10 protein-coding genes are annotated in these 15,587 nt (G+C 36.8%); 2 read left to right on the forward strand and 8 right to left on the reverse strand.

Features of this window, described 5'->3' with window-relative positions:
- Window positions 1-78: 78 nt before the first annotated feature.
- The 3 genes from AC23ME_RS06945 to AC23ME_RS06955 are packed head-to-tail and all read right to left on the reverse strand — an operon-like array spanning window position 79 to window position 6,660.
- Complete coding sequence (locus AC23ME_RS06945; protein WP_487727031.1) at window positions 79-1,650, reverse strand: DUF4957 domain-containing protein; 1,572 nt, start codon at window positions 1,648-1,650, stop codon at window positions 79-81.
- Between the two features lie 11 nt (window positions 1,651-1,661).
- Entirely contained in the window at window positions 1,662-3,464 is a 1,803-nt protein-coding gene (locus tag AC23ME_RS06950) for a RagB/SusD family nutrient uptake outer membrane protein (RefSeq protein WP_487727032.1), read from the reverse strand.
- Window positions 3,465-3,477: 13 nt separating this feature from the next.
- Window positions 3,478-6,660 (reverse strand): SusC/RagA family TonB-linked outer membrane protein, encoded by a 3,183-nt coding sequence (locus AC23ME_RS06955; protein ID WP_487727033.1) that lies wholly within the window; start codon window positions 6,658-6,660, stop codon window positions 3,478-3,480.
- Window positions 6,661-6,892: 232 nt separating this feature from the next.
- On the opposite strand from AC23ME_RS06955, the gene AC23ME_RS06960 reads away from it, so the two are divergent.
- Window positions 6,893-7,903 carry a LacI family DNA-binding transcriptional regulator gene (locus AC23ME_RS06960; RefSeq protein ID WP_487727034.1) on the forward strand — a complete coding sequence of 337 codons (1,011 nt, stop codon included), beginning with the start codon at window positions 6,893-6,895 and terminating at the stop codon, window positions 7,901-7,903.
- Here AC23ME_RS06960 and AC23ME_RS06965 read toward each other — a convergent pair whose 3' ends face one another.
- Both AC23ME_RS06965 and mscL read right to left on the reverse strand, forming a co-directional pair.
- Complete coding sequence (locus tag AC23ME_RS06965; protein WP_487727035.1) at window positions 7,904-8,332, reverse strand: nuclear transport factor 2 family protein; 429 nt, start codon at window positions 8,330-8,332, stop codon at window positions 7,904-7,906.
- A 62-nt stretch (window positions 8,333-8,394) separates the two neighbouring features.
- Entirely contained in the window at window positions 8,395-8,781 is a 387-nt protein-coding gene (gene mscL, locus AC23ME_RS06970; protein WP_487727036.1) for a large-conductance mechanosensitive channel protein MscL, read from the reverse strand.
- Window positions 8,782-8,910: 129 nt separating this feature from the next.
- On the opposite strand from mscL, the gene rpoN reads away from it, so the two are divergent.
- Window positions 8,911-10,386, forward strand: coding sequence for an RNA polymerase factor sigma-54 (rpoN, locus tag AC23ME_RS06975; RefSeq protein WP_487727037.1), 1,476 nt, complete (start codon window positions 8,911-8,913; stop codon window positions 10,384-10,386).
- A gap of 11 nt (window positions 10,387-10,397) precedes the next feature.
- On the opposite strand, the gene AC23ME_RS06980 is transcribed toward rpoN, so the two are convergent.
- From AC23ME_RS06980 to AC23ME_RS06990, 3 genes are all read right to left on the reverse strand, one after another.
- Window positions 10,398-11,366 (reverse strand): PorP/SprF family type IX secretion system membrane protein, encoded by a 969-nt coding sequence (locus AC23ME_RS06980; RefSeq protein WP_487727038.1) that lies wholly within the window; start codon window positions 11,364-11,366, stop codon window positions 10,398-10,400.
- Window positions 11,363-14,887 (reverse strand): PKD domain-containing protein, encoded by a 3,525-nt coding sequence (locus AC23ME_RS06985; RefSeq protein ID WP_487727039.1) that lies wholly within the window; start codon window positions 14,885-14,887, stop codon window positions 11,363-11,365. Before AC23ME_RS06985 ends, AC23ME_RS06980 begins: the two co-directional genes overlap by 4 nt.
- A 142-nt stretch (window positions 14,888-15,029) precedes the next feature.
- Entirely contained in the window at window positions 15,030-15,485 is a 456-nt protein-coding gene (locus tag AC23ME_RS06990; RefSeq protein WP_487727040.1) for a response regulator, read from the reverse strand.
- Window positions 15,486-15,587: the final 102 nt, after the last annotated feature.

Below are 15,587 nucleotides of genomic sequence, written 5' to 3' on the forward strand. Positions count from 1 at the left end.
AACGAAACATATAGCTAAAAAAGGGTTAAAAAAAGATGGGGCTATTAGCCCCACCTATGTTTGTAATTTAAATTTTATTTATCTCCACCTAGCATCACCTACTGCGTTCGCTTTTAAATCTACGTTAGAAATAGTAAAGTTACCTGCTGCTACATTTGCAAAACCAGGATCTAATCTAGTATAGCCATTTGCTGCTGCGTCATTTCTTGCAGAAGTAGTGGTGCTCTCATAGAAATTAGCTGCATTGAAATAATTATTGTTTAACATTTCGCCAATATTTGTTGAGCTTTGGTTAGAATAGTAAGCCACACTACCAACTATAATATTTTTATTGAAGGTGTTTGACAAAGTCGACAATCTATTGTACAAGTATCTTGTTCCTGTATAATTCATCACATTGTAAAACGTATTATTCTGAATAATAAGCTTGTTGTTTGTTTGGCTTGTAAAATCTGCCGTATAATTATCGATACGGAAAAGATCTCTCTGACCATCGGCTGTAGTAAAATTATAAAGAGTATTGTTTTTCATTGTGAAGGTTTTAGCAAAACCAGTCCTCATATCAACAAAAGCTGCACCCGTAACATTAAAATCTCTTATTATGTTATTTTCAACAGTTATTGACTCTACTAAGGCTTTAACGTTTATATATACCAATCCTTTTTGGTAGTTGTATATTTCACTATTTAAAATAGATACAGCTCCATAAGTAGTAGCCAAAGCTTCGTTGTAAACAATTAATTGGTTAGTGTTGCCGCCAGCTTGGTTACCATCCAGTTTTACGTTGTTTAATGTTAGACCTGCATTTGCAGCCATTTTAAATACAGCCCTATTTATAACTGGTTTATTACCTGCATTTGTACCTACGATAGTGATATTTCTATCGGCAGTAATATCGCTAGTTAAAGTATAAGCACCTGGATGTAAAGCAATTCTCACAGCTCCCGATGCTGTTAACGCAGTTATAAATTCGGCATCATTATGAACCTGTGTAAAAGCGCTTACATCTACAGATGTCGTGAAATTAGCTGAACCTCTTTGTATTGTATTGTTTAAAATTGCAACTGTATATAACGTCTCTGCAGTTAACCCAGCCACAGTAGCACTACCCGCTGCAATTTCAGCTGGCGTTAAAGTGTGTGAAACCGTACCTGGTGTAAAAACCAATCTGGTTACGATTTCTCCCGCTGGCCACGTAACTTTAACAGAGTTTGCAGTAACGTCGCCGGCATTAACTGCGTTCAAAATTTGTTCAGGATCTGTTTTAAATGTTGCGCTAATCCATTTAGAATCCGCAGCACCTTCCGAACTAATTGACTTTACCCTGACTGCATGTTGTACATTACCAGCTAAACCAGTCACTGTGTAAGGTAGTTGATCAAACTTAACATCATTAACTGTCTTTACTGGAGTTCCTGTAAATGCTGTGTTATCGAAAACTTCGATTACGTACGATGATGCATTTGAAACCTTTTTCCAATTTAGCCTCACATTTACTTTATTGAGTACTGTAGCCTGCAAATCTGTCGCTGAAAATGCCCTATCAGTTTCCAAATGAGTATTTGGTACTAAGTTGTCTTCTTTACATCCATTGAGAAATGCTAAAGAGATCAAGGAATAAGCGATTATATTTTTAAAATTCTTTTTCATGACTTAAAGGATTATAAACCTAAGAAACTGTTGTTTAGTGTTCCATTAGAAGAATCTAAGAACGTTTGCCAAATAGGCCAATATGGTTGTTTGCTTGGGCTATTTTGTGGGTTTTGACTTATTGCATCCCAAAAGGTTGCTACATCCGAACTTCCAATCATGGTCCAAGTTTTGTTCGAAGCATAACCACCTGCAGCGCCTGCAGCATCGGTATCACCAAAATTTAAACCGTAAATATTTAAGTTCTCTCCATTTAATGTAAAGTAAATTCTAGTAGGCAAATTAGCATAAACACCTTGTCTTTTTTCCAATTGTTCTAGCTTGGTTTTGTTTTCAGCTAATTTTGAATCCAATAAATTCCAACGAATTAAGTCATTCTTTCTTAGCATCTCCCCTACAAACTCTAAATTACGCTCTTTAACAATTGCGTTAAAAAAAGCAGTTTTAGATGCAGTGGCTGTAGCCATATAAGCAGTAACCAACGCAGAATTATTAGGATATGCCCTATCTCTGATTTGTTTTAAGTAGGGAGCTGCAGCAGCTGGTCCATCTAACTCATTAATCGCTTCTGCCGCCATTAAAATTACGTCAGAATAACGCATATAAATCCAGTTAACACCATCATCATTAGCTGAAGTTACGCGACGAGTCATCCACTCATAACGATATTTACCCAAATACATCCTTCCTAATGTAGACGCAACTTGAAAAGCAGTATTTGCTGTACCATCACTATCCCATCCGTAAGGTGTAATACTTACCGCACGTCTTGTATCTTCTTTCTCATACTCATACCACATCGTTGGGTTTGCAATTACAGTTCCGCCTTTATTTTGACCTGTATATTTATCAGCTTTTGCATGGTTTACACCTAAATCAAAAAGTACGCGACCTCTGGTTTCATTAAATGGAACCTCCCACATAGATTCTTGGTTAGGCGCTGTAAGCTCTTGATTTAAATTTCTGAAAACTTGCTCGAAACTTGGTAGTAGCCTTACTGAATTACTTGCAATAACGTCTAAACATTCTTTTTTTGCTATTTCATACATTTTTGCTGGTGTCAAATCTGGATCATTGCTTAAGCGAACCATTTTATCTTGACGCAAAGCATAACCACCCGCCATTAATGCAATACGAGCTCTTAACCCTTTAGCAAAGGCTTTGTTAACACGTTCTACGGAATTAGTTCTAGCAGAGCCATTAGGCCATGCCAAATAATTAGAAGCTTCTGCCAAATCTGCCAAAAGTTGTTTATAAATCACATCCCTATCAGTTCTAGGCATGTACAGAGTTTCAGAATTAATCGGCTCGAATCTAGCTGGCACATCGCCCCATCCTTTAATCAAGTCACAGTAAAATACTGCTCTAAGCGTTAGTGCTTCGCCTAAAAGTTGCGCCATTTGTGGATTTGAACCAATGTTACCGTAAGTTTTTAAGCCTCTTATAGCAATGTTAGCACGCTCAACACCTTGGTATAACATTGCCCAAACATTGTTCGTTGTGTTCATTTGTCCATTAATAACGTTGGTGTTATAATTGGCCAAGCGAGATTTGTCATCAGCAGGGTTTTTTAGACTGCTCATTACCTCTGCATCTGTATTGGTACCATAGTAAACCAAATATCTACCTCTGTGCGAGTTTTGTTCTCCAAAAGTTTGAAGAATACCCGTAATCGCTCCCTCTGTTAAATTTTGCGTAGAGTAAATTACCGATTCTTCTAACGCAGACTTTGCAGGAGCGTCTAATACTTTCTTACAGCCACTTACTATTGTCGCAGCACCAATAAATAATAGTATATAGTTTATTTTTTTCATAACGTGTGCTCAATTAAAAGTTAACATTTAAACCAAAAATGATTGATCTACTACGTGGATACGCAGAGTAATCTACGCCAGGTGTTAAACCTGTTTTTCTTCTAGTGGAAACTTCTGGATCAAAACCGCTGTAGTTTGTTAACAAGAATACATTATTACCTGAAGCATAAACTCTCAATTTTTTCATTTTCAATTTACTTGAGATATTAGCAGGTAACGTATAACCTAATGTAATGGTAGATAGTCTAAGGAATGAACCGTCTTCTATTGCCCAATCTGACAAAGCATAAGCTCTCGTAAATGGCGACCACATCGTAGTATTAGCGTTCATTGCAGTTAGTTCTGCAGGATCATTACTTATTGTACCATCTGCACGCAAGTTAGTCCATCTATTTCCTGTGGCCATGATATCGATCATATTTCTCGAATCGTACTTACTTGTTGAAGTGTACTCAATTTTATTAGCGTTATACACGTCGTTACCTACGCTCCAGTTAAAGTATGCAGCAAAATCGAAATCAAACACTCTACTGCTAATTGCAAAACCTCCCGTGTGTTTCGGATTGGTATTTCCAATGTATGTTCTATCGTCTAACGATACAATACCATCGCCATTAAGATCTTGCAATTTCATAGAACCTGGTCTAACATTCGTGATTATACTAGAATTAGGTCTAACAACACCAGGCTTCAGTGTCCATGTGTTGGTTGATGCGTTAAATCCTGAAAAGTCAGAAACTTCATAGCGGCCTGCACTTCTATATCCGAAAATACGACCAACAGCATATCCTTCTCTTACTAAATAATCTGCTGGAATTTCTGTAGAAGCCCATTCTGTTGATTGGTTGATACCTATAAGACCACCAAGTGATACCACCTCATTTCTGTTAAATGAGATATTTGCATTAAATGAAAGATCAAAGTTTTTCTTTTGGATTGCTCTGTAATTTAACCCAAACTCTAAACCTTTATTTTTCGTTTCACCAATGTTCCTAAACTGTTTGGCATATCCCGAACCTTGAACATCAAATTCTATTAATAAATCTTTAGTCCTATTAAGATAAGCATCTACAGTACCTGTTAATTTAGAATTTAACAACGCAAAATCTAAACCAACGTTCTGTGAAACAGTAGTTTCCCATTTCAAATCTGGATTAGCCATGTAGGTTGATGCTGCCCAATAATTAGTAGCACCATTTATCCATACGTTGGTACTTGTACTCGCAAAAGTTTGATAGATTTGTCCTACTGGAATACCATCGCTCCCTGCCTCACCATAACTTGCTCTAATTTTCAAATCAGAAAGCCAAGACCTAGTGCCATTCATGAAATCCTCTTGTATAATTCTCCATGCTCCAGAAACTGAAGGAAAAAATCCCCATTGGTTGCCTGGCGCAAACTTAGATGAACCGTCACCCCTAGCAGCAACGCTTAACAAATACTTTCCTTTGTAGTCATAGTTAGCACGACCAAAGAAAGACAGCATTTTGTAATCGTTAGAAAACTTATTGTCTAAGGAGTTTGCAATACCTTGCGACATTAAGTACCTAGCATCTTGGAATGAAAAAGTTCTAGGAAAATTGTGTACTACGTTTGCTAAAGTAGACTGTTCATTTTTCAAGAATTCTTGTCCCAGCAATAATGTTAAATTATGGTTAGAACCCAGTAATTTCTTAAAATTATAATTTAATGTATTCGTATTTCTAAAAGATACTCTATTATCATTAGTTAAATGTAATGCAGGTAAACCAGCACTTCTTTCTCTTGAATAATAGGTTGTACTTCCATAAAAACGATCTTGGTCATTTCTAACACCATCGTAACCTACGTCAGTTCTAAATTTCAGATCAGAAAGGATATCCCAAGTTAATGATGCATTGATATTATATTGCTTGCGGTGAATGTACTGGTCATTATCCGCAACGGCTAACAATGGATCGTACAATCCAAAATCTGGGTCTGTATCACTAGTAGTTAAACCAGGTACAGCAAAAGGTGGGTACAACATTGCAAATTTTAGACGGGAATCTGCTGATGAAATTTCTCTAACCTCATTAGTTCCTCCGCCTTTAGTTTTAGTATCGGCATACCTCAAACCAAAATCTAAAGTTAATTTATTATAGAGCTTATGGTTCAATTTAAAGTTGATGTTTTGTCTTTCGAAACCAGAAAGCTGCATAATTGCCTTGTCTTTTACAAAGTTATGGCTTAAACTATATTTGGTTTTATCGCTACCCCCCATAATACTTAAATTATGGTTAATAGTGTTACCAGTACGTCCGAAAACCAAATTTTGCCAATCGTTCGCAGGTAAATTTTGATACAAATCGATGTCCTGATAGTTACCGAAATACTTGGTGTAATCGTTTAATTGGTTATCTAACAAAGCTCTTTCATATTGCCAAGTCACATAATCATATGGTGTTAAAACATCAAGAGTTTTAGCTATCTCTCTATATCCACCAAAAAGGTTATAAGAAATACTGGTTTTACCATCTTTCCCACTTTTAGTAGTCACCAAAACAACACCATTAGCACCTCTAGAACCATAAATGGCAGCAGAAGATGCATCCTTCAAGATGTCTATACTTTCAATATCCTGCGGTGCAATATCTGCAATGGTAGTTACAGGAAAACCATCTACAATATATAAAGGTTCATTACTTTGGGTGATTGATCCCCCACCCCTAACTCTAACGTTCATGGTTGCATCCGGTGAACCTTCAGTTGAAGTTATGTTAACACCTGCAACCCTACCTTGGATAGCTTCTAAAGCAGAGGATACTGGTGCAGCAGCAATAGTGGCAGCACCAACAGAAGAAACAGCACCTGTAATAGCCTCACGTTTTACAGTTCCGTAACCGATATTAACAATTTTAACTTCGTTAAGAGTGGTTGAGCTTTCTTCTAAAGCCACATTAATTTGACTTTTAGAACCAACAGTTTCCTCAACGTTGTTGAAGCCAATAGAATTAAAAACTAAAACAACGGTTCCAGTAGAAGGAACAGAAATTTTGTAAATACCATTAGCATCAGTTGACACTGCGTTTTTTGTTCCTTTGATTGTTACGGCAACACCAGGAATTGGAGATGAAGTAGCCTTTTCGGTTACCTTTCCTGTTACTGACCTAGTTTGTGCTTGCACCAATTGGATACCAATAGCCAATACACAAAAAAACAGCAAGATTTTTTTCATACAATACGGTTAAAATTTGGTTATATGCAGATGGTCTTGGAACCATCCATTAACAATTCTACAATGTTTTTTTAAGATATGGCGTTGTTGGATAGGTATAAATTTATGCAATCGTTCCCGACAACGTTGCCAATTTCAATCTAAAATTATATCTTTAAGACAATGGAGAAATTGTAGTATTTTTGGAAGATTTAGATGCTACCGTAAACCACGTAATTTTACATAATAACACATGTTTGAGCCAGTTACCATAAAAGATATTGCCAAAGCACTTGGCCTCTCTACTTCTACCGTTTCCAGGGCCTTAAGAGATACTTACGAAATTAGTCCTGCAACAAAGAAATTGGTAACTGATTATGCTAAAGAAATAGGTTACAAACCCAACCCTATTGCATTAAGCTTAAAAGAAAGAAGGAGTAAATCTATTGGTGTTGTGGTTAGTGAAGTAGCTAATAGCTATTTCTCTCAAGCTGTTGATGGCATAGAATCCATTGCATACGATAAAGGCTATCACGTTATCATTTCCCAAACGCACGAATCTTACGAACGCGAGGTAATCAACGTTAACCACCTGGCATCCAGATCTGTTGATGGACTACTTATCTCCTTGTCATCTAAAACGGAAGATATATCACATTTAAAATCCCTACACGACAAAGGTTTACCCATTGTTTTTTTTGATCGCGTTGCGGATGAAATAATTACGCACAAGGTGATTGCCGACAATGAAAAAGGTGCCTACGATGCTACAACTTATCTAATTAAACAAGGCTACAAGAAGATCGCACATCTTACCAGTTCTAGCTACCTGTCTATTAGCATCGAACGCTTATCTGGCTACAAGAAAGCTTTGGCAGATAACGGAATTGCTTTCAACGAAAGTTACATTAAATATTGTCCACATGGTGGAATGCTTTATGAAGAAACCGAAACCGCGATTAAAGAACTGTTGGCTTTAAAAGAGAAGCCAGATGCTATTTTCGTGGCCGGCGACAGATTAAGTACCGGATGTTTGAGTGTTTTTAAAAACTTGAAGGTGTCTGTTCCAACAGATATGGCCATTGCTGGTTTCAGTAATTCTGATGTGCTTGATCTTTTCAATCCATCATTAACTTCAGTAAGACAGCCCGCCTATGAAATAGGCAGATTGGCTACAGAAATGCTTTTACAGTTAATCGAGGCAAAATATCCGGTAGAAGATTTCGAGAAAAAAGTGCTTGATACCAGTTTATCAATAAGATAATTACTGCGGTAATTTATAGGCTTGCCTTGCCAACATTTTCCAGTCTTTGCCTTGCTTTTGCCAAACTAGCATAATACCAATATGTACCTCCCCTGGTTTGCCACCATCGTTGGTTTTAGCATGAAGTTCGTGGCGTACAATAGCCGTTTTCCCAGTAATTTTAACGGTTTGATTTTTAAGATCGATACTCACAAAATCTGATTTCCCACTAGCGATGGTTTCCACAAAAGTGGCTTTATCTTCCAATTTTCCGCTAGAATGACCGTAGCTTAAATCGCTTGCTGCTATTTCTTCCAAAGCTTGCCTATCTCCGCTAACCATAGCATTTTTCAATTTATCTACGGCAGCCAGCAAACTCAGTTCCTGTTTATCTTGGGCATATAAGTAAGATGACGACATTAGCAATAGAATTAATAGTAGCTTTCTCATATTAATGGGCATATATTAAAAAGATGATCAACTATTTAGCTGATCATCTCAATATTCGAATATTATTTGTTTTTAAGTAAATCTCTGATTTCTGTAAGTAAGATTTCCTCTTTGGTAGGTGCTGGCGGAGCAGAAGGTGCCGCTTCTTCCTTTTTCTTCATTCTGTTTACCACTCTGATAATGACGAAAAGCACTAACGCAACAATTACGAATGAAATAACTTGCGATAGGAAATTACCGTACTTAATCGCTGTACCGGGAATTGTAAGTGCGCTTAGGTTGTCTAAATTGGCTGCTTTTAGCGCTGGTGCCAATACTGCTGGCGTTATCACATCCTCAACTAATGAAGATACAATTTTACCAAATGCTGCTCCAATAATTACACCGACAGCCAAATCTATCACATTACCTTTTACAGCAAAGTCTTTGAATTCTTTTACAAATCCCATTTTAATACGTTTTTAGTTAGATAAATATTTTTAGTTGTGTAAACTTAAGGAAAAGAACATTAATTAATCAAATTAACCAACAAAAATCTAAAGCATTTGTTTATTTTTGACAACTCGTTATTCCCACATATGCTAAAACAAAATCTACAGCAAAAATTATTACAAAAATTATCGCCTCAACAAATTCAATTTATCAAATTGTTGCAAGTGCCTACCGTTGCTTTAGATACGCGTATTAAAGAGGAATTAGAAGAAAATCCGGCACTAGAAGATTCTAGTTTAATGACATTGGATGAACCAAAAGGCGAATACGACGATTTACAAGATGACCGAGATGATTTTAGCAATGAAGGTGGCGAGGAAAATAGTTTAGATGAATTTAATGTAGATGATTATTTACAAGATGATTCTTCTAACGATTACAGTACCTCTTACAGCAATGGTGATGATGATGACGAGAAAAAAGAAACACCAATTGCCATAGAAACCACTTTTTTTGAGAGTTTACAACAACAGTTGGATTTGTTGCCCTTATCAGACCAAGATTTTGTGGTGGGCAAACAAATTATTGGCAGTTTAGATGATGATGGCTATTTACGTAGACCAATCACATCGATGATTGATGATTTAGCTTTCTCACAAAATGTGATGGTAGAGGAAGAAGATGTGATTGAGATGCTTAAACTCATTCAAAGTTTTGATCCTCCAGGTATCGCAGCTAGGGATCTGCAAGAGTGTTTAGCATTGCAATTAAGGAGAAAGGATAGTTCTAATCCAATCATCAAAAAAGCGATAGAAATTGTTGAATTTCACTTAGACGAATTTACCCGCAAACATTACGATAAATTAGAGAGAGCAGTTGGGCTTAACAGCGAACAATTAAAAGAAGTTGTTACCGAAATTTTGCGTCTTAATCCAAAACCTGGTGATTCTAACCAAGTAACTACCAAACAAATGCAAATTATTCCTGATTTTCATATCAGCAATAACGATGGCACCCTGGTATTAACTTTAAATGCTAGAAATGCTCCTGAATTACGTGTAAGTCGCTCTTACATGGATATGTTTGATCACTACGATAAGGCTTCCCAAAAAGATAAGAAAATGAAGGAAGCGGTTCAATTTGTGAAACAAAAACTAGATTCGGCCAAATGGTTTATTGATGCCATTAAGCAAAGACAGCAAACCTTGCTTAAAACCATGAATGCCATTATGCACTATCAGTACGATTATTTTTTAACGGGAGACGAACGCAAGTTACGTCCAATGATTTTGAAAGACATTGCTGATAAAATTGGAATGGATATTTCGACCGTTTCAAGGGTAGCAAATTCTAAGTATGTGCAAACAGAATTTGGAACTTTCTTGTTAAAATCTTTCTTCTCTGAGGCGATCCAAACTGAAAGTGGTGAGGAAGTATCTAACAAAGAGGTAAAGAAAATTCTGGAAGACTGCATTGGCAAAGAAGATAAGCGCAAACCTTTAGCAGATGAGCGTTTAACCGAAATATTGAAAGAACACGGTTACAATATTGCCAGAAGAACAGTTGCTAAATATCGTGAGCAAATGAATATTCCTGTTGCTAGGTTAAGAAAAGAGCTTTAAATCTTATTAGTTTAAAACAATACTCTCAAGCTCAATTCATGGGAACCAGAAGATACAGCTTTAAGTTCTGATGTGGTGTAATCATAAGCATAACCAATTCCTACCATATTTGCCACATTAAAGCCTATATTCCCAAAAAAAGCATCATTTTTTCTGTAACCACCGCCAATCCAAAAAGTGTTACGATAGGCAAATTTTAGGTTAAGATCGAAGGCTTTCGGCAAAGGATCGACCATTTTTAACATTATAGATGGTGTAACCGAAAAATCGTTGTTGATCCAAAATTTATAGCCAGCGGTTGCGAAATAGTGTGCCACTTCCTTACCTATGTTAAAATCACCATCAAAAGCTATTTTATTTTTGATGATTTGCTGCATTGATACCCCCACATAAAGTGTTGAAGTGTATAAGTAAACACCAGCATTTAAATCGGGTGTGTATTTATTAATTTCGCTAGATGTACCCAATACAGGATCATCAGTTTCATCAAAAACTAATGCCTGTGCATTAATCCCCATTCTATTTACCCCCATTCCTACTCCTACCGATACATTTGCCCGATCCCCTATTGGTAAATGGTAGGCGTAAGTCAAATTTCCCGTAACCCTGTTCAATGGACCAGTTTTATCGTTCAAAAAAAGCAAACCGAAACTATGGTGCGACATCGTTGCTGTATAATCGAACATATCATCCTTCGTTTCTGGTTCAGTAACTCCTAAATCACTTGACCTGTAGTTTGCCATATCGCCGCCAAAGGAAACAGGCAAACTAAAGGTTACGTAACCTGTTTTTGGAGCATCGGTAAAACCTTGCCATTGGGTACGCATTCCCATTCGTAAATCCATACCGTTACTAAGCCCTGTTACAGCAGGGTTTAAAACAGACATATTTTGCAAGTACTGTGAATAATGAGGGCGTTGTTGTGAAAAAACCTCACAACACATCAGTAATAATCCTATCGCTACAAATATCTTCTTCATCTTAATATCGTAACTGATCCTGTGTATTTCTTTTTGCCATTGTTTGGTTCAATGATGTAATAGTAAACACCAATAGGTAAATCTGTTCCATTCAATCTTCCATCCCATGGCGTATTATACGGCGTTGCATTAAATACTTTTTGCCCGTAACGGTTAAATATAACAATATTTCCTTCTGTTAGCGTCTCCAAATATTTGATATTCCAAGTATCATTTTTACCATCACCGTTAGGGCTAAACACATTTGGAATAACCGGGTGTTCATGCACCGTGACATTAAATTCGTAAACCAATTCGCAGCTATTAGAAGTTACTGTTAGCGTATAGCGGGTAGTTTTGTTAGGCTTTGCTATTGGATTAATTACATCATCGGCACTTAAGCCCTCTGCTGGAAACCATTTAAACTTCATATCTTCCCCTGTAGCTACTGCGTCTATTACTTTTTGCCCACCTTGCAAAATATCTATATCTGCAGGCATGGTTACCAAAGGAAGTTTATTTACGGTTATATTGATATTTTTTTCTTCTGTACAACCGTTAGCGGTGTTGTAAGTATATTTAATATTGAAATTACCCGGACCGCTCACACTAGGCCTAAAAAGACCAGTTGCAGAAATCCCTGTTCCGGAGTAAAGGAAAGTGCCTGGTACCGCATTTTCTTCTTTGGCTTGCAACTGAAAAGGGTTATCATTTTCGCAAACAGGTTCAATAGCATCAAATTTCACAATTGGCGCTGGATAAACACTTACTGTTACCGGCGCAGTTTCAGTAAAACATACTTGACCAGAATAAGCACGCATTACCACTTTATAATCTACTTTATTTTTACTATTTGGATATTTATAGGTATAAATTTTACCAGGTGTTGGCGCATTATCCGTTACCACTGTATTCGTACCTCCAACTTTATAATCAAATATCCATTCTATTTTAGTGATGGCTCCAAATGCAACGGCACTTTTGTTTTCGAAAGAAACTTCAACATTTGCACAGAGCTTAGTTGGATTTTTAACTTCGAACAAACTATTCGGATTACTGCCACTAATTACGACCTGTTTGGTGAAAGTTACACTGCAACCTTGTTCTGATGTAGCAACTAATTTCACGGTATAATTACCTGGAGCAGTATATTTATGTGTAGGCTTTTGTCTCGATTTTTGCACCAAGTCGTTAGTACCATCACCAAAATCCCAAAGCCAAGAAACAATATTCCCTTTTACCGCCGTAGCCTCATACTGCACCAAATCGCTTACGCAAGATGCGGGATCGTTAAAGCTTACCTCTGGCGTTTCGTAAATGGTAACTGTTTTAGTAATAATGTCTTCACATCCACTAGATGAAACAGAAGTTAATTTAACATTATAAGTTCCTGCAGCACCATAGGTTGTTGTTGGAGACTTAGCCGTTGAAACAGGTTTTCCATTTCCGAAATCCCAAGTTTGGCTAACAATATTTGAATTAACAAAAGTACTTTCGTTATTAAATTGAATGTTACTATTGATACAAAATGGGCCAACAGCAGTAAATGCCGACTTTGGTGGCGCTAATATCTTAATAGTTTTAGTCGTGGAAAGATTACAACCAATATCTGTAACTACGTTCAATACAATTGTTTTAACGCCAGGCGTGGTGTAACTATGCTTCGGATTTTGCAACGTTGAGCTGTTCCCATCTCCAAAGTTCCAACTCCAAGATTTTATATTTCCACCGTTTTTGGGAGAAGAATCTGTAAACTGGAATTCTGTATTCACACAAACTTCATTTGGAATTGAAAAATCAGGAGAAAACACGTCAAAATTTGTAAAGATCTCTTCGTCGGCAGCGCAAATTGCTGCCGCAGGTTTTTGAATGATTGCCCTCAATTGGTAGCTTCCAGATTTAGAAAAATTTGAAGATGCTAATGAATAACGGTATAAATAGTAGGTGTTGCCATCTTCTACCATTGTTGTAAAACTAGGACTATTCGCCACATCTATTTTGACGCCATTGTTAAAGTTCCAAGTAATTTTATCTGTTGTGTAGGGCAATTTCAGCACAAAATCAAAATTTGTACCCATACAAAAATTGGTAGACGCAATGCTTCCACCAGCAGAAAAAACTTGGATATTACTTTTCAGGTTTTTTAAATCGGTACCAGCTAAATAAGCGTAAGACTCTACCTGACCATAGCCATAAGCAATAGCAACAAAACCACCACTTGCCATTAACCTATGCTGATCTGACGAGTTGGTTACATCAACCACGGCATAGCTATATTCGCCATCGGCAATAGGCTTAAATTGGCTTGCAATACTAGCCCCATCTAATGTAAAACCAGCAATATCAGCTGTCTTGATAATAATATTTAAAAAATACTTCGCTATATAGGTATTCACGCCAGAAACACTATTTAACCTAGAATAAACAGTAATATCTTTTAACGTTTGCTCTATTGGATTTAAGATAGTCATCTCGGGATCTCCTTGATATGGACCGCCTTGAGCTGTTTGTTGACTGTTTGCTAAATTACATGTTTGAGAAGTTTGGTATTGCGCTACAGCAATGGGAGAAGTTGCCTTAATTACATTCGGTGACGTAGTGTAAAATGTGATCACACTTCCTTTTCGGTAAGGATTTGCCAAGGGCATACTACCTGCTAATGTTGTACTACCATTTACTGTGACAGTGGTATTATCTTCAGCAACAATAATTTTAATGATATCTGTATTGCCGTTCAGTGTATTGTAAAAAGGTGCAGAAACAAAGTTTTTGCCCCAAGCAGTTACAGGAAATAGCTGTTGAAAAAGATTATCGCCACCATTTGGCGTTCTTGTACTACCCGCTTCACAATAAGCCGACCAAGTACTACCTGAAAAAACAGCAATTGGTGTACATCCAGTAATAGCTTTAACAACCGTACCGGTTAAATCATTTAATGATTGATACTGATAAACATCGCCCTTATTTAAGGTAATTTGAAATTTGTTGTTAGCTAATTTCGTTCCGTTGCTGTTGGTTTGAGTAGGCGTAATTTCTATGTTGGTACCGTCTTTTACGCCAACAATAGTGAATTCTGAATATGCTGGAAGATTAGAGTTTCCTGCGTTCTGTTGTGAGAACACATAATACTCCTGTTCTAAAGCAGAAGTTGGCAGTACTAATGTAGAACCAGTTCTGGCATTATTAGAAATCACACAGTATACTGATATGGGTTCTCCAGCAGTTACATTAATACCCTTGTTTACTTCCCTAACATCAGAAGAACCAATATATACTTGGTACCGGTTTGGATCGATAAAAACCGGTGTTACCACATTTGCGGTGATGTTGCCGCTTGCAATGGTAGTTCCACCAGATTTAACTTGATAAGTAGTGTTGATATCAGAAGACAAAAACAGTGTCATTCTAGATCCCAAGCCATCAATATGTCCTGCATAGGGCACCCAAAAATCAGTGCCTTTATTCGAAGTAGATTGAGCAAATACACCTGCACTGCTTAACAAAAGCAATCCAAGTACAAGGAGCAATAATCTGTTTTTCATTTCATTAAAAGTAGAAAATAATACTTAGGCGATGTATTCTACCCATTATCTACTTAAAGTATTGGATATTGTGCTCAATCTAAGATTTTATATCGGTAAAACATCTAAATGTATCGATAAAAACCTTTACTACAAAAAAAGTTTAAGACAATAAATTTTGACGAGCGATGAACTCTAATTGCTGGTTAGCAACTAAAAGCTTTTCGGTTAATTCTCTATTTTCTTTTCGAAGTGTATAAATTTCGATAGCCTTATCTATATTGATCCTTAAATCTTCTTCCATCCAAGGCTTTTGTATATACCTATATACTTGCCCCTTGTTAATGGCATCAATTACAGCATCTATATCCGTGTAGCCGGTTAAGATCATTCTAATAGGATCTGGATGCTTTTCTAATATAGAAGCCAAAAACTCAACCCCTGTAGTTTTAGGCATACGCTGGTCGGTAATGATTACCTGTATATCTTCGGCATCTAAGATCTTCCTACCCTCTTCTGCAGACTCCGCCGTAAAAACTTTATACAATCTACGGAAAGTTGCCGCAAAGGCACTTAAATTATGTGGTTCATCATCAACGTAAAGGATATTCGCTGTCATTTTTCTGCTAATAAAAAGTTAAAAATACTTTTTTATTGTAATTCTAAAAAACTAATTTAGTCTTTTAGCTACGAAAAACCTCATTTTTATGTCGGAAATTCA

The organism is Pedobacter sp. T50_32 (assembly GCF_057652195.1).